The sequence below is a fragment of the Rhizobium sp. BK316 genome, from assembly GCF_014193695.1.
Classification (GTDB): Bacteria; Pseudomonadota; Alphaproteobacteria; order Rhizobiales; family Rhizobiaceae; genus Rhizobium.
In genome coordinates, this window is the sequence record NZ_JACHZR010000001.1 from 1,155,208 (window position 1) to 1,170,139 (window position 14,932).

Consider the following 14,932-nt stretch of genomic DNA (forward strand, 5'->3'; position numbering starts at 1 on the left):
TGACTGGCGCGCGGCCGCAAATGGCTGCGCGGCATTCTTTGCAAAGCAGATGTGGCAGGCAGCATGAATGAGGTTTTGCAGGCGGTGATCGCCGTCGATGGCGCCAAGGTGAGCTTCGGTGCGGTCAGGGCGCTCGACGGCGTGACGCTCCGCGTCATGCCGGGCGAATGCGTGGGGCTTGTCGGCCATAATGGCGCCGGCAAATCCACGATCGTCAGCGTGATCAACGGCGGTCTCACGCCCCACGAGGGAAGCATTGCGAGCGACGGCGAGCGGCTGGAGCGTTACGGCATCAACGCGGCGCGCGCTCGCGGCGTGCGCTGTGTCTTCCAGGAACTTTCGCTCTGCCCCAATCTCTCCATCGTCGAGAATACGCGCATCATGCACCGCGATCTCGGCGGCTTCGGCTGGCGCAAGCGCGCCGCGAAAATTATCGAGAAGAGCCTCGATATGGTCTTTCCCGGCCATGGTATCGCCAGCGGCCGGGTCGTTGGAGATCTTTCGATCGCCGAGCGGCAGATGGTCGAGATCGCCATGGCTTTTTCCGACGCCGGCATTGCGCCGCGGCTGGTGATCCTCGACGAACCGACCTCGTCGCTCGATGCAAGTCTTGCCCGTCAGATGCTCGGTCATGTCCGCCGTTTCGTCGCCGCCGGCGGCTCTGTTATCTTCATCTCGCATATTTTGCACGAGATCCTCGAAACCTCCGACCGCATCGTCGTCATGAAGGACGGCCGCGTCGTCGCAGAACGTCCGGCGAACGGCTTCGATCACCACGGCCTCGTGGAAGCCATGGGTACCGTCGCGAAGGAAGAGACCGGCCAGCGCTCGGCGCGCGAACAATCCACCGCGCCGCTCATTCTGTCCCACCAGGCGGCGGGCCTTGCCTTTGCGGCGCGCCAGGGCGAGATCATCGGACTGGCGGGGCTGGCGGGCCACGGGCAGACCGAGCTGTTGCTGGCTCTCCATGCCGCCCAATCCGGTCACTGGCTGCCTGAGCGCGACCCGCTCGTCACCTTCGTCGCCGGCGACCGCCGCCTCAACGGCGTCTTCGAACTGTGGAGCATCCTGCGCAACTTTTCCATCGCCTCGCTTGGTGACCTGTCGCGGCGCGGCCTCATTCTCGCAAACGAGGAGGAAGCCAAGGGCGCCGACTGGAAGCGGCGGATCGAGATCCGCACGCCCGATATGGCAAACCGCATATTGTCGCTTTCCGGCGGCAACCAGCAGAAGGTGCTCTTTGCCCGCGCCCTTGCGACACGCGCGCCCGTTGTCCTGATGGACGATCCGATGCGCGGCGTCGACGTCGGGACGAAGCAGGAAGTCTACGCCATCATCCGTGAGGAAGCCGCGCGCGGCCGCACGTTCATCTGGTATTCGACCGAAATGGACGAGATCCGTCTCTGCGACCGCGTCTATGTCTTTCGCGAAGGCCGCATCAAGGCCGAACTCGCCGGCGATGCCGTCAACGAGACGAATATCATCGCGGCCTCCTTCGAAGGGGTCGCCGCATGACGTTCCGGCTCTCGTCCGACGCCATGCGTCTCACCATTCCCGCCTTATCGCTGACCCTGCTGCTCGCCGCCGTTTTCTGGCTGCAGCCGCGTGCCATGAGCTATGTCGGGCTCAACCTGCTGTTCAATCTGGCTGTGCCGATCGCGCTAGCGACGATCGCCCAGATGCTTGTCATGGCGGTCAACGATCTCGATCTGTCGATGGGCACCTTCGTCAGCTTCGTCGCCTGCGTGAGCGCGACCTTTCTGCGCGATGATCCTGTAATCGGCGTCCTGATCCTTGCAGGCGCAATCGCAGCCTATGCGGGCCTCGGCGTCATCATCTACCTCCGCGACCTGCCGTCCATCGTCGTCACTCTCGGCATGAGCTTCGTCTGGGGCGGCCTTGCCGTGCTGCTGCTGCCAGCGCCGGGCGGGCAGGCGCCGGATTGGGTGCGCTGGCTGATGACCGTCAAGCCGCCGCTGGCGCCGATGGCGATCGTCGCCAGCATCATCATCGCCGCCGTCGCCCACCTTCTCGTCATGCGCTCCTCGCTCGGCGTACTGATCCGCGGCATAGGCGGCAACCAGCGCTCGGTCGAGCGCGCCGGCTGGTCGATCGTCGCCGCCCGCGCCGCCGCCTATGGGCTGGCCGGCCTCTTCGCGGTGCTTGCGGGTATCGCCCTCGTCGGTCTGACGACGTCAGCGGATGCGAATATCGCGCTGCGCTACACGCTGCTGTCGATCGCCGGCGTGATCCTCGGCGGCGGCGAATTCATCGGCGGCCGTGTCTCCCCTGTCGGCGCCGTCATCGGCGCGCTCACGCTGACGCTCGCCGGCTCCTTCCTGTCCTTCCTGCGCATATCGCCCGACTGGCAGATCGGAGCCCAGGGCGCGATCCTGATCATCGTCCTCGCGCTTCGCCTGATGCTGAACCGCCTGGAGAAACGGGAGAAACGTCGCCGATGACCCCTCTCCTCAGCCTCTTCGGCAAACCCTGGATCTGGTCATGGCTTGCCGCCTTCGTCGTGTGGTTCCTGACGATCATGGTGACGCTCGGCGCCAGCACGCTAGGCCTGTCGCAGGCAGCCCTCACCTTCGCGGCCTTCTCGGTCATCGTCGGCATCGGCCAGATGTTCGTCATCACGCTCGGCCCCGGCAATATCGATCTCTCGGTTCCCGCCACCATGACGCTTGCCGGCACCGTGGCGCTGAAGCTGATGAACGTTGAAAACGGCATGATACTGCCCGGGCTTCTCGTCGCCATCGTCATAGGCCTCGTCGTCGGCCTCTGCAACTACGCGCTCATCAAGGCGCTGCGCATTCCGCCGATCATCGCCACGCTTTCCGTGAGCTTCATCGTACAATCGGCGGCGATCTGGACGAACCGGGGCTTGCGCATCAAACCTCCGAGCGTGCTGGCGGAATTCACCACGTCGAACACGCTCGGCGTACCCAACGTCGCGATCGTTGCTCTCCTGGTCTCGCTCTTCGCCTGGTTCCTGCTGGAGAAGACGATTTATGGGCGCTGGATTTCGGCGATCGGCCAGAGCATGCCGGCCGCGCGCATGGCCGGGATACCGGTTGATGGCACGCGCTTCGTCACCTATCTCTTCTGCGCCGTGCTCGCATCGGTCGCAGGCTATCTGCTCGCCTGCTTCTCCGGCGGGGCGGCGCTCAACATGGGCTCGGAATATCTCTTGATGTCGATCGCCGTCGTCGTGATCGGCGGCACGGCGGTCGCCGGCGGCGATTCCAACGTGCCGGGCATCTGGGGCGCATCGCTCTTCATGTTCCTTGTTGTTTCCATGCTTAACACCTACGGGGTCGGCGCGGGCATCCGCCTCATCATGACCGGTCTCATCATCATCAGCGTCATCATGCTCGCCGGCGGCCGTCGGGCCGGCATGCGATAATTGGGAAGACCGCCATGGCCGAGGCCAGCACCTATGAAATCTATGATCCGCGCTTCCGGCAGTTGATCGTGACGAGCGCCGGCCTTGACGAACTCTATTCCGGTTGCCGCTGGGCGGAGGGTCCCGTCTGGTTCAACGATGCCAACCAGCTGCTGTGGAGCGACATTCCAAACCAGCGGATGCTGCGATGGACGCCCGAAGGCGGCGTCTCCGTCTACCGGCAACCCTCCAACTTCACAAACGGCCACACGCGCGACCGGCAGGGCCGGCTCATCTCCTGCGAGCATGGCGGACGCCGCGTCACGCGCACCGAGATCGATGGATCAATCACCGTGCTCGCCGACCGTTTCGAGGGTGCGCCGCTCAATTCGCCGAACGACGTGGTGGTGAAATCGGACGGCACGATCTGGTTCACCGATCCCACCTACGGCATCATGTCGGATTACGAAGGCTACCAGGCCGAGCCGGAGCAGGCGAGCCGCAACGTCTACCGGCTCGATCCCACGACTGGGGAACTTGCGGCCGTCGCCACGGATTTCATCCAGCCGAACGGCCTTGCCTTCTCGCCGGACGAAACGATCCTCTACGTTGCGGATTCGGCAGCAAGCCATGATGAAAGCCTGCCACGCCACATCCGGGCGTTCGACGTGGAGGACGGCAGACGACTCGCAAACGGCCGCGTCTTCTGTCTCATCGACGCAGGCATTCCCGACGGCATCCGTACAGACGTGAACGGGAACCTCTGGTCGAGCGCCGGCGATGGCGTGCATTGCTTCGACCCGACGGGCACACTGATCGGCAAGATCCGTGTACCGCAGACCGTTGCGAACCTCACCTTCGGCGGACCCAAACGCAATCGGCTGTTCATCGCGGCAACGCGCTCGCTCTATTCGCTCTACGTCGCCGTGACCGGCTCTCAGCTGCCGTAAGGTCAGATGTTCGCTCTTGAACGGGTTGGCGACCTCCCATCTGCCGCCACTTCGGACATTTTTCGATCGTCAAAACAAATCAAGAGGAACAGACCCTTGAATAGCTCGCGGAACCCATAAGCCGTTTGCCTTCGTGCATTCCCCGGTGAGAATGCAGATCAGGGTTGGGGAAGATTTTAGGTGTTCAACTTAGCCTGCCAGACGATCTGGAAGGACATAGATATTACAGCAACATCGAGGCACCACGGTCGAGATAGGTATCGAGGAATTGTTCAAGACGAGGATTTCTCGGTTTCTTAAAGACCTCCTGGGGCGTTCCGCTGAAGAGCACCTTGCCGTGGTCGAGAAAGATGATCTGCTGGCCGACGGTCGCGGCAAAACCTATCTCGTGCGAGACGACGACCATGGTCATGCCCTCGGCAGCCAGATCACGCATGACGTTCAAGACTTCGCCAGTCAACTCCGGGTCAAGCGACGAGGTCGGCTCGTCAAAAAGCATGATCTTGGGCTTCAGTGCTAAGGCACGGGCGATCGCCACGCGCTGCTGCTGTCCGCCTGATAGCTGCGAGGGATAATGCCCGGCCCGGCCATCGAGGCCAACCTTGACAAGCTGGGCCATTGCCCGCTCCTCTGCCTCCTTGCGGCTCATCTTGTGAACCGTTTTCAGTGCCTCGCTGACATTGCCAAGCGCCGTCATATGTGGCCAAAGATTGAACTGCTGGAACACCATGCCGATTTGGGCGCGGATCGCACGGTTGGCGGCAGCCGAAATGCGCTCGCGCCGCCCTTGAGAATCCTCGGTAAAGCCAAGCACCTCGCCGTTGATGGAGATCGTCCCGCGTGTTGCCTCTTCAAGAAAAGCCATGCAGCGTAAAAGTGTACTCTTGCCGGAGCCCGATGGGCCGATGAGACAGGAAACCTGCCCGGGCTCGATGGCGAGATCGACATCGTGAAGGACCGTGGTCTCTCCAAAAGTCTTGACGAGATTCCTGACTGCTATTGCGGGGACGCTCATGCGTTGAAAAACCTGAATCTGGATAGTTTCGTTTCAGCAAGGTTGCCGAGCCAGCCAGTGACTTCGACGAGCACCCAATAGAAAAGCGCCAATGCGGAGAGTGCTTCGACGAAGGCATATTGCTGCGACCCGATTGCGCTCAGCGTCGCCGTCAGCTCCGGCACGGTGATAATCGACAAGACCGCCGTCTCTTTCATCAGGATGACCACCATATTCACGGATGGCGGCAGCACCAGCATCGTCATTTCCGGCAATAGAATGCGCCTGACGATCTGCCCCTGAGTCAGGCCGACACATTCGCCGGCCTCGATATGTCCCCTCGGCACAGCCTGGAAGCCGGAGCGGAAGATCTCGCTGAAATAGGCCGCCCCATAGATCGAAATGCCGATCAATCCGGCAGGCAAGGGATCGAGATCGAGGCCGACAAAGGGGCCGCCGTAATAGACCAGAAATATCTGGATGAGAAACGGCGTGCCGCGCAGTACGGCTACGACGGCGCCCAGCGCCTTGTCGATCAGCATGCCGCCATATTGCCTGGCGACTGCCATCAGGAAACCGAGGACGGCCGCAGCGATGGTGCCGAGGATCCAGATCATGATCGTCACGCCGGCACCGCTGACGATGGCGGGCCACTGCCCGATGAGGACATTGATGTCGAATGTCACCGCGGCGCCCCCGGGAGTCTATTTTCGATCAGACCGCCGGCAAGGGCCACCAACCAGTTGATCACCAGATAGATGAGACCGGCGGATGCGAAAAGCTGCAGCGGCAGAAAGGTGCTGCCGGCGAGATCCTGCGCCATGCGCGTCAGTTCGACGATGCCAACGACTGAGACCAACGACGAGGCCTTGAGAATGAGGATCGCCTCGTTGACGAGAGCTGGAAACGTGAGGCGCAGTGCAATCGGAACCTTGACGCGTCGGAAGATCTGGCGCGGCGTCAAACCAACCATTTCCGCCGACTCCACCAGGCCTGAAGGCACGCTGGCAAAGCCGCCGCGCAGGTTCTCAGCCTGGTAGGCTGCGGTGCAGAGCGACAGGCCGATGATCGCGGCCACGATGCTTGGCACATTGATGCCGATGACCGGAAGAAGATTGTAGATCAGCAGCAGTTGCACCAGCAGCGGCACGCCGCGGAAGAAGCTGATGAAAATCTGGGCAGGTCGCACGAAAAGCCCTCGCCTCGACAGCAGCATTCCCGAAAGAAGGATCGCAATCGCAAAGCCGATAAGGATCGACACAACACTGATGGTCACCGTGTAGATCGATGCCTGCAAAAGCAACTCGAAGAGTTTAACGGACATTGTTCAGATTTCGCTCGCTTGGCGGTGAGGAAGATCCGGTCGTTTTCCTCGGCCATGCCCCAGCATCCCCGCAGGCATGGCCGATTTCCGATGGCTGATCAGAATGCCGGGTCCTTAACGGAATCCGGTGTGTCGAAGCTCGCGCCGAACCACTTCTTCTGCAGCGTCGCCATCCGGCCGTCAGCTTTGATCTTCAGCATGGCGGCGTCGATTGCGTCCATCAGTGGCGCATGATCTGCATCCTTCAGGCCGATAAAGCCGAAATAGGATTTCTTGCCAAAGGGCGGCAGCACGACTTCGAACGTGCCTTCGCGCTGCTTCGCGACGAAAGCAATGTTCGGCAGTGAGTTGGCAACACCGGCGATGCGGCCGGCCGCGAGATCCGCATAGGATTCAGTGAAGGCCGGATATTCGCGGATATCAACCTTTGTCGGCAGGGCTTCGGAAAACTCCTTGAGCTGATCCAGCTGAGCGGTCGCCTTGCCGACGCCAATCTTCTTGCCAGCGATATCCTCCGGCTTGCTGATCGTCTGGTCGCCCGCCTTCTTCAGGATCGCGATGGTCGCCTCAGCAAGCGGCGGTGTGAAACGATAGCGCTCCAAGCGCTTCTTGGTGATCGTCGCTGGGCCTGCGACGACGTCGAACTTGCCGGCCTCGAGCGCCGGGAAGACGCCATCCCAGGGGAGCGTGACCCATTCGATTTTTACCCCGAGTTCCTTGCCGATCTCGTTAAAAAGATCGACGTTCAAGCCGACATGTTCGCCAGCGTCGATAAAATCGAACGGTGCGAAGGCCGTCTCGGTACCGACCTTCATGGTGCCAGCGGCCTTCACGGCGGCAAGCGTGTCGGCCGCATGGGCGGAAATCGTTACGCCGAACAGAAACGCAGCGCCGACCAGCCCCTTCAGAAGCGAATTCTTCCTCATGTTTTTCTCTCCAGTTTTTACCCTTCCGGTGGAAGGTCCAAGTTCCCCAATCGTTGTCCCCGCCGAGCGGATTTCTCTGATCCGCTTTTGTCTATACAAATAGATACAGACCGGCCTACACTGTCAAACGCTAAACTCGACGCACGCAAGATTTGTGCCGCATAGTGCCGGTTGCGGCGGCTTTGGTGGAAATTGAATGTCATCGCTGGATCGAGGTGAGTTTTGGTCTCAATTCATCAGAGAATTTTCGAAGACATCGAAACCAGGATCATGGGCGGCGTCTGGCAACCTGGTCACCGCATCCCTTTCGAACACGAGCTGGTAGAAGAGTATCAATGTTCCAGAATGACCGTGAACAAGGCTCTTTCGGCCCTGGCGCAACGCGGCATGATCACACGCCGCCGCAAGGTTGGCTCCTTCGTTGCCTCCCGGCAGATCGACCGCACGGTGATGGATATCCAAGACATTTCGACGGAAGCCGAATTGGCGGGGCATGACCACAGCTACAGGATCCTGCGGCGAAAGATCGAGACACTGGATGCTGCCACCGCCGCACAGCTCGGCGAGACGACGGGAGCGGACATCCTGCGGCTTCACTGCCTGCATACAGTGGACGGTAAGCCAAATGCGCTGGAGCGGCGCATCATCATGCTCGCCATGGTCCCGTCTGCCAGAACCGAAAGCTTTGCGTCGGTTCCGCCCGGCAAGTGGTTGCTGGACATGGTGCCTTGGTCGAAGGCAAGGCATGTCATTCGCGCCGTTTCGGCCGATGCCGCCACGGCACGACTGCTTGAGATCGAGCGTGGCAAGGCCTGCCTGACCCTGATACGCCAGACATGGCAGAGCAGCCGCACGGTCACTTACGTCGAAATCATCCATCCCGGCGACCGTTTCCAATTCGCCGGCGATTTCCATCCAACGGAGAGAGGCATCCCAGATCAACCGCCGCAGAGAGGCTCCTTTTGACGGTAAAACAGGTTATCCGGACAGTGCCGCTCAAGGGCTTGCAGGCGTTCGAAGCTGTCGGCCGCTGTGGCGGTGTAAGTGCTGCGGCCCTCGAGCTGAAGGTTTCCCCCGGCGCGATAAGTCAGCAGATCCGCAAGATCGAGAGCTTTCTCGGCGTCACCTTGCTGGAGCGCAACGGGCGCACTGTCGAGCTCACCCAATGGGGGCGGCTCTATCATCAAGAAATATCGAAGGGTTTCGAGCAATTCGCGCTCGCGGAACAGGTTTTGGAACGGGCGCGTAATGAGAATGCTCTGGTTCTCAGCGCCCTGTCGTCCGTCGTCAACAAATGGATAGGGCGCCGAATCTTCGACTGGCAGGCCCTTCATCCGAACGCTCATGTCAGGATTGTCGGTCGCGACAACGAACCGCGCATGGGCTTCGACGACGTCGATTTCCGCATCAGCTATGGATCGGATGCGCTGCAGCATGAACACTATACCGAACTGTTCCGCGATTGGGTCGTGCCAGCCTGCTCGCCGGCGCTGATCAAGGGCAATGCGTCCTCCGTCGCCAGGCTTCTCGAATATCCACTCCTGCATGTCGAATGGGAACGGCATTTCACGCCCTATCCAAGCTGGCGCGAATTTGCTGTTAAGACGGGCACCACGTTCGAGGAGAGCACAGCCGGTCTTTCTTTCACTCTGTCGAGTAGTGCGATTGACGCAGCCGTCAACAAGCGCGGCGTGGTCCTCGCCCAGATGTCTATGATTGCCGACGAGCTTGAGGCACAGACGCTCGTCATCCCCGTCGACACACGCATAGCACTGCGCGAAAGCTATTATCTCGCTTGGGATCGCGCAGCGTTGCAGAAGCCCCATGGGCGCGAATTCCGCGATTGGCTCGTGGCTGTTTCCCGTCTGCAGGCGCTGGCGTCCGCGCCCAAGCCAACACTTTAGAAAAACTAAAACAGAACTCAGCTGCGAAATATTGATGAAATTTTGCGCCTGACGATAATTTGGGCAGTCGGTTTCCCGAATGGCGTGACCGACATGACAGGAGAGCTCGATGGCGCGAACTGACAAGATGAAACTCGGAACTTTCGTCTATACGTTCGGCTTTCATCCCGCCTCCTGGCTGCATCCGGCAAGCGACGTCAACGGCGCCAACGACTTCGCTCATCTGCTCGATGTCGCCAAACGATCCGAGGCCGCCAAATTCGATTTCATGTTCATGGCGGATTCTCCCGCCGCCGCCGTCGGGGATGCGAATGCGCTTGCCCGCATTCCGACCAAGATGAACCGTTTCGAACCCCTCTCGCTGCTTTCGGCTCTGGCGGTCACAACCGATAATCTCGGCCTCGTGGCGACGGCCTCGACGAGTTATAATGAGCCGTACAATGTCGCGCGTCTGTTCTCTTCAATCGACCATCTGAGCAGGGGACGCGCCTGCTGGAACGTCGTCACCTCCGACCACGACGAAACCGGCTACAACTTCAACCGCGAGGGGCTCGACCCGCATGCCTTGCGCTATGAGTGCGGCAACGAATTCGTCGATGTCGTGTTCGGTCTTTGGGACAGCTTCGAGGAAGGCGCGTTGCTTCTCGACCGTGAAACCGGTGTCTACTACGACAAGAGCAAACACCATACGCTCAATCACAAAGGCAAGCACTTCCAGGTCCGCGGCCCCCTCAATATCGCGCGAACGCCTCAGGGCCGCCCCGTCATCGCTCAGGCGGGCGGTTCGGAACCCGGAATGGACATGGCGGCACGCACGGCCGAGATCGTCTTCAGCCTCGCGTCGAATATCGAGCGCAACCGGGCATTCTACGAAAACGTCAAGCGCCGGATGCCGGCCTATGGCCGCGATGCGGACGACCTGAAGATCATGCCGGGCATCGTTATCAACGTCGGTGAGACCGAAGCCGAGGCAAGGGCGAAGGTGGATTATCTGATCGATAAGATGCATCCGGATGTTGGCCGGCTGATGCTCTCTGAATTCCTCGAAGCTGATCTGCATGACGTGGCCCTCGACGAGCCTTTCCCCATGGAGCGGCTGCCGGCAGCGCCAAAGGGGTCACGCGCTCTGTTTGACGAACTGGTCGACTTCGTCACCAGTGGCCACACCGTCGGCGAACTCATCCGGCACTATGCCGAGAAGCATACCGGAAACGGCATGACAGGCACGCCATCCCAGATTGCCGATTTCATGGAGGAATGGTTCGAGACGCGCGCCGCCGACGGCTTCATCCTGATGTTTCCGACCTTGCCGTCCAGCCTCGACGATTTCGTGCGGCTCGTCCTGCCCGAGCTTCGACGCCGCGGACTGTTTCGCGAGGAATATGAGGGAAGAACCTTGCGCGAGAACCTCGGCCTCTCAATGCCGGCGAACCGCTTTGCCAAAACGCAAGCAGCAGGCCGATGAGTGCCGAAACCTTGATCAGCGAAGCGGACTTCAAGCTTTCGATGCGTCATCTGGCAGGTGCTGTCAGCGTGATCACCGTCGGCGACGGAGAAGACCGTACCGGCTTCACCGCGACGTCGGTCTCTTCACTTTCGGCGGAGCGGCCCTCCGTCATCGTTAGCGTCAACCGTACGTCTTCCTCGTGGCCAGTGCTGCAACGGTACGGCTGCTTCTGTGTCAACGTGCTCGCCGCCGATCAGCAGACTGTGGCGCAATCCTTTGCCGGCCTCGATGGACGCAAAGGCGCCGAACGCTATGGCGATACGGGATGGTATCGCCTGAGGACCGGCGCGGCCGTCCTTGAAAGGGCTCTTGCAGTGCTGGATTGCAGGCTTGAAGCCGCTTTCCACCATCATTCCCATGCAATTTTGATCGGGCATATCTGCGCGATCCAAATCCGAGAGAGCATAGGGCCGCTTCTCTATTGGCGCGGCAGTTATCATCAACTTCCGGCAGAGGCTGAGCGCAGCGGCCTAGAAGAGCCGGTCGGACAATAGGCCTATCGATGCGACATCCGCATTGGCAAAGGCAAGCCTGAGATAACGTTCCTGTCCTTCGCCGAAATAGGCGCCGGGTAAACAAACGATGCCGGATTCCCTCGCGAGTTTTTCGGCCACCTCGGAAGACGATCGATCGGTGAAAGGGTGGCGAACAAAGGCGAAATAGGCGCCGATCGCGTCAATCTCCCAGCCTGGCAGCTTGGACACGACCAGTCTCAGCGCATCCGCCCGGCGAGCGATCTCGGCACGGTTGCCGGCGCGCCAGTCTGCGAGCAACGGGATGGCCGATGCAACGGCGATCTGAGCCGAACGCGGTGCGCAGATCTGCATGTTGTCCATCACTTTCGCGATTTCGGCGACGAGTTTGGGTCCTGCCGTGATCGCACCCAGCCTGTGGCCAGGAATGCAGAAGGATTTCGAGAAACTATAGAGCAGAACGAGCGTGTCCTCCCAACCCGGCTCTGACAGCAGAGAGTGCGGCTGCCCGTAATCGGCGCCGAGGAAATCGCGATAGGTCTCATCGAGGATCAGCCAGGCGCCATATTTCCGGCAGAGAACGAAAAGCTCATGAAGCAGCTCCGGCGGATACACTGCCCCGGTCGGGTTGTTGGGTGTGACGACCGCCAGCATTTTCGCGCCGGCAGCAAGTGCCGCCTCGGCCGAACGCGGATCGGGAAAGAACCCGTTGGCGGGATCGCAGTCGACCAATCGCCGCCCGATCCCCAGCATCGACAGCGTCGTGTCATGATTGAAATAGAAGGGATTGGTGAGCGCTACGGTATCGCCCGCGCCAGCAAGCGCGATCGCGGCACACATGAACGCCTGATTGCAGCCGGCGGTAATGTGGATATTGCCGCCGGAAATGTCGGCGCCGTAAAGCTCAGCAACATGGGCAGCGTAGGTCTTGCGCAATAAAGGCTCGCCCTCGATCGGCCCGTATCCCGTCATCGCCTGTTGTCCGGCCGTCTCGCCGAGAAGCCGCAGCATCTCCGGATGCGCGGGATAGCCGGGCACGGCTTGCGATAGATCGATGAGTGGACCCTTCAGCCCCTTGTATTCGCGGCCCCAGGCGACGACGGACGGAATGGGCGGGGCAGAAAGGCGGGAAACGAGCGAATTGAATTTTGCGGCGGTCATATCGATTTCTCTTTGATCCCGATTGCTACAACGATACCAATGGCTTTCTCAACCTCTTTGTTGGGCGAGACGAAACTGAAGCGGAGACGCATGCCGATGGTGTGGGACAAAATGCGGCTTGAGCAGCTGCGCGCGGAATTTGCAGACACCAATGGCGGCGAAATATTCGATGAGAAGTTTCGGAAAGTGGCGGAGAGGATCATCTCCAAAAATGGCACGCGACTGGCGCCGTATTCCGGAGTGCCAACCTTCCTCAGCGCACCCCATATGCAGGTGGCTGCCGAAGAGCCCGACTTCGGCAATCTCCAGGTTGCAATCACCGGAATCCCGATGGATCTTGGCGTCACCAATCGTCCGGGCTCCCGTTTTGGACCGCGCGCCCTTCGCGCCATTGAGAGGATTGGCCCATACAATCACGTTCTCGGCACGGCCCCGGTTTTTGATCTCCGGGTCGCCGACATCGGCGACGTATCGTTCCAGAGCCGTTACCGGCTGGAGCTCAGCCACGACGACATCGAAAAGCGCATTGGCCAAATCGTCGATGCCGGCGTCGCACCGCTTTCCGTCGGAGGCGATCATTCCATCACCCATCCGATTTTGAAGGCCGTCGGCCGGCAACAGCCGGTCGGCCTCATCCATATCGATGCCCATTGCGACACAAGCGGTGCGTTCGATCAGACGAAGTTTCATCACGGCGGGCCGTTCCGCAATGCCGTGTTGGACGGCGTGCTCGATCCGACCAGGACGATCCAGATCGGCATTCGTGGCTCGGCGGAATATTTATGGGAATTCTCCTATAAATCGGGAATGACCGTGATCCACGCAGAGGAGATCAGCGGAATGGGGATCGCGGCGGTCGTCGCCAAGGCAAGAACCATCGTCGGCGACGGCCCGACCTATCTTTCCTTCGATGTCGACAGTCTCGATCCGAGCTTTGCGCCCGGCACTGGCACGCCCGAGATCGGTGGATTGACCACGCGTGAAGTCCTTGAACTGATACGAGGACTGAAAGGGGTAAACCTGGTGGGTGGTGACGTCGTCGAAGTTGCCCCGCAATATGACGCGACGACCAACACAGCGCATGCCGCGGCGCAGGTGCTTTTTGAAGTTCTGAGCCTGATGGTGTTCAGCCCATCGATCGGCAAACACTAAGCATTCTGTTCAACGAATGCGAGGTATGCGGGCAAGTCTCCAGGCGAAGCTGTTGAACGCCGATGACCGGTAAAAGCAGCATCGCCAATAAGCAACTTTTATGGCTGAAAAGCTCAAGAGCTCGCTAATCAGATCTACCCTGGTTCTGGCTGACGTGTCGAGTAACTGAATGCGCGCCATCACCCCGAGCGGCATCCTCGGAGCAGGGCAGAGTCGCTCAATATTGCGTGAAATCGCCCGATTCCGACTGAAGCAGCGTCAGCGGATAACGTGCAGGATGATGGACCAGCGCCGTCAGGTTGACCGGGCGATTGCGATCGTCGAAAGCGATCTGATCCACGGTGAGAACCGCAGCTGGCGGAGGCAGCTCGAGCATCGCAGCCTCCTCATCTGTCGCAAGGCGCGCGCTCAGCGTTGTCTGCCCGCGTTTCGGATGAATGCGATAGCGCTCGCGAAGCTCGGCATAGAGCGACCGGTTGGCAACCGCCCAGTCGAGATCAAGCAGACCCGGAACGCGGGCCACCGGTATCCAATCGGTCTGGACGACGGCTGGTATGTTGTCGAGAAGACGAAGCCTCGAGAGCAGAACCACCTCGGCGCCGGGTGCCAGGAAAAGCGGACGGCTCACCTCAAGCGGCGCATGCACGATACGGGCCTCAATCAGCTTATGGCCAGGACTTCGCCTGTTCGCTATCGCGATGCTTGTGAAGCTTTTCAGAACCTGCAGTTCGAAGCCGCCACCACGCTCGGCGACGTAGAGTCCCTTTCCCGGCTGGCTGTGTATCACGCCCTGTTGGATCAACTCGCGTACGGCATGGCGCACGGTGATCCGGCTGACATTGTAGAGATCGACGAGTTCCCGTTCCGACGGCAGCTTGCCGCGCAACGGCAGCTTGCCATCGCGGATGGACGCCAGAAGGGCATCGTACACCTGCCTGTGCAAGGGGCGAGGATCGTTCCGGTCGATGCCGCCCTGTGGCGCGATGAATGATGCCGGAGCTTGCTGCATCTTTAAAATCCGATCCTGTGCTGTGCGGACCACTCTTGCCGTTTTGTATCTTCGACGCAACCGTCGGCAAAGTCCATGTTGACATGACTGGTCATAACCAGTCCTATTGGAAGCAAGGAGACAGAGAGCTCCGCGTAATGCCGA

General features: G+C 60.4%; 15 protein-coding genes. 9 read left to right on the forward strand and 6 right to left on the reverse strand.

Translation table 11 applies throughout. The features are described from left to right. The first annotated feature begins 63 nt into the window (after nt 1-63). From FHT87_RS05140 to FHT87_RS05155, 4 genes are read left to right on the forward strand one after another with little or no spacing between them, the layout of a single operon-like run. Entirely contained in the window at nt 64-1,515 is a 1,452-nt protein-coding gene (locus FHT87_RS05140) for a sugar ABC transporter ATP-binding protein (protein WP_183726017.1), read from the forward strand. Next, on the forward strand, nt 1,512-2,462 hold the full coding sequence (locus FHT87_RS05145; RefSeq protein ID WP_183726019.1) for an ABC transporter permease: 951 nt from the start codon (nt 1,512-1,514) through the stop codon (nt 2,460-2,462). Before FHT87_RS05140 ends, FHT87_RS05145 begins: the two co-directional genes overlap by 4 nt. Beyond that, a complete protein-coding gene (locus tag FHT87_RS05150) occupies nt 2,459-3,409 on the forward strand; it encodes an ABC transporter permease (RefSeq protein ID WP_183726021.1) in 951 nt (316 codons plus the stop codon). The genes FHT87_RS05145 and FHT87_RS05150 overlap by 4 nt, the downstream gene beginning before the upstream one ends. 14 nt (nt 3,410-3,423) lie before the next feature. Beyond that, complete coding sequence (locus FHT87_RS05155) at nt 3,424-4,338, forward strand: SMP-30/gluconolactonase/LRE family protein (RefSeq protein ID WP_183800011.1); 915 nt, start codon at nt 3,424-3,426, stop codon at nt 4,336-4,338. Between the two features lie 223 nt (nt 4,339-4,561). On the opposite strand, the gene FHT87_RS05160 is transcribed toward FHT87_RS05155, so the two are convergent. The 4 genes from FHT87_RS05160 to FHT87_RS05175 all read right to left on the reverse strand — a co-directional run bounded on the left by FHT87_RS05160 (nt 4,562) and on the right by FHT87_RS05175 (nt 7,582). Continuing rightward, nucleotides 4,562-5,353 (reverse strand): amino acid ABC transporter ATP-binding protein, encoded by a 792-nt coding sequence (locus FHT87_RS05160; RefSeq protein WP_183800014.1) that lies wholly within the window; start codon nt 5,351-5,353, stop codon nt 4,562-4,564. After that, entirely contained in the window at nt 5,350-6,018 is a 669-nt protein-coding gene (locus FHT87_RS05165; RefSeq protein WP_183800017.1) for an amino acid ABC transporter permease, read from the reverse strand. The genes FHT87_RS05160 and FHT87_RS05165 overlap by 4 nt, the downstream gene beginning before the upstream one ends. Beyond that, a complete protein-coding gene (locus tag FHT87_RS05170) occupies nt 6,015-6,656 on the reverse strand; it encodes an amino acid ABC transporter permease (RefSeq protein WP_183726029.1) in 642 nt (213 codons plus the stop codon). Before FHT87_RS05170 ends, FHT87_RS05165 begins: the two co-directional genes overlap by 4 nt. A gap of 98 nt (nt 6,657-6,754) precedes the next feature. Then, nucleotides 6,755-7,582, reverse strand: a complete 828-nt coding sequence (locus FHT87_RS05175; RefSeq protein ID WP_183726031.1) for a transporter substrate-binding domain-containing protein — start codon at nt 7,580-7,582, stop codon at nt 6,755-6,757. A 222-nt stretch (nt 7,583-7,804) separates the two neighbouring features. Here FHT87_RS05175 and hutC point away from each other — a divergent pair, with 222 nt between their 5' ends. The 4 genes from hutC to FHT87_RS05195 all read left to right on the forward strand — a co-directional run bounded on the left by hutC (nt 7,805) and on the right by FHT87_RS05195 (nt 11,487). Further along, nucleotides 7,805-8,548, forward strand: coding sequence for a histidine utilization repressor (gene hutC / locus FHT87_RS05180; protein WP_183800020.1), 744 nt, complete (start codon nt 7,805-7,807; stop codon nt 8,546-8,548). Continuing rightward, nucleotides 8,545-9,486: a LysR family transcriptional regulator gene (locus tag FHT87_RS05185; RefSeq protein WP_183726035.1), complete on the forward strand. Its 942-nt coding sequence runs from the start codon at nt 8,545-8,547 to the stop codon at nt 9,484-9,486. Before hutC ends, FHT87_RS05185 begins: the two co-directional genes overlap by 4 nt. Nucleotides 9,487-9,595: 109 nt before the next feature. Next, nucleotides 9,596-10,951 carry an LLM class flavin-dependent oxidoreductase gene (locus tag FHT87_RS05190; RefSeq protein WP_183800023.1) on the forward strand — a complete coding sequence of 452 codons (1,356 nt, stop codon included), beginning with the start codon at nt 9,596-9,598 and terminating at the stop codon, nt 10,949-10,951. Further along, the gene (locus tag FHT87_RS05195) at nt 10,948-11,487 is read left to right on the forward strand and encodes a flavin reductase family protein (protein WP_183726039.1); all 540 of its coding nucleotides are present in this window, start codon (nt 10,948-10,950) and stop codon (nt 11,485-11,487) included. The genes FHT87_RS05190 and FHT87_RS05195 overlap by 4 nt, the downstream gene beginning before the upstream one ends. Here the strand turns inward: FHT87_RS05195 and FHT87_RS05200 are convergent. Next, nucleotides 11,464-12,627: an aminotransferase gene (locus FHT87_RS05200; protein WP_183800026.1), complete on the reverse strand. Its 1,164-nt coding sequence runs from the start codon at nt 12,625-12,627 to the stop codon at nt 11,464-11,466. The two genes, FHT87_RS05195 and FHT87_RS05200, sit on opposite strands and share 24 nt — an antisense overlap. A gap of 96 nt (nt 12,628-12,723) precedes the next feature. Here FHT87_RS05200 and speB point away from each other — a divergent pair, with 96 nt between their 5' ends. Further along, nucleotides 12,724-13,779 (forward strand): agmatinase, encoded by a 1,056-nt coding sequence (speB, locus tag FHT87_RS05205; RefSeq protein ID WP_183800029.1) that lies wholly within the window; start codon nt 12,724-12,726, stop codon nt 13,777-13,779. 217 nt (nt 13,780-13,996) lie between these two features. Here speB and FHT87_RS05210 read toward each other — a convergent pair whose 3' ends face one another. Further along, nucleotides 13,997-14,788 carry a GntR family transcriptional regulator gene (locus FHT87_RS05210; protein WP_183800032.1) on the reverse strand — a complete coding sequence of 264 codons (792 nt, stop codon included), beginning with the start codon at nt 14,786-14,788 and terminating at the stop codon, nt 13,997-13,999. Nucleotides 14,789-14,932 lie beyond the last annotated feature (144 nt).

Coding starts and splice junctions, on each gene's coding strand:
- FHT87_RS05160 (WP_183800014.1), bottom strand. CDS start 5,353: ATGAGCGTCCCCGCAATAGCAGTCAGGAATCTCGTCAAGACTTTTGGA.
- FHT87_RS05155 (WP_183800011.1), top strand. CDS start 3,424: ATGGCCGAGGCCAGCACCTATGAAATCTATGATCCGCGCTTCCGGCAG.
- speB (WP_183800029.1), top strand. CDS start 12,724: ATGGTGTGGGACAAAATGCGGCTTGAGCAGCTGCGCGCGGAATTTGCA.
- FHT87_RS05170 (WP_183726029.1), bottom strand. CDS start 6,656: ATGTCCGTTAAACTCTTCGAGTTGCTTTTGCAGGCATCGATCTACACG.
- FHT87_RS05190 (WP_183800023.1), top strand. CDS start 9,596: ATGGCGCGAACTGACAAGATGAAACTCGGAACTTTCGTCTATACGTTC.
- FHT87_RS05150 (WP_183726021.1), top strand. CDS start 2,459: ATGACCCCTCTCCTCAGCCTCTTCGGCAAACCCTGGATCTGGTCATGG.
- FHT87_RS05175 (WP_183726031.1), bottom strand. CDS start 7,582: ATGAGGAAGAATTCGCTTCTGAAGGGGCTGGTCGGCGCTGCGTTTCTG.
- FHT87_RS05195 (WP_183726039.1), top strand. CDS start 10,948: ATGAGTGCCGAAACCTTGATCAGCGAAGCGGACTTCAAGCTTTCGATG.
- FHT87_RS05200 (WP_183800026.1), bottom strand. CDS start 12,627: ATGACCGCCGCAAAATTCAATTCGCTCGTTTCCCGCCTTTCTGCCCCG.
- FHT87_RS05145 (WP_183726019.1), top strand. CDS start 1,512: ATGACGTTCCGGCTCTCGTCCGACGCCATGCGTCTCACCATTCCCGCC.
- FHT87_RS05140 (WP_183726017.1), top strand. CDS start 64: ATGAATGAGGTTTTGCAGGCGGTGATCGCCGTCGATGGCGCCAAGGTG.
- FHT87_RS05210 (WP_183800032.1), bottom strand. CDS start 14,788: ATGCAGCAAGCTCCGGCATCATTCATCGCGCCACAGGGCGGCATCGAC.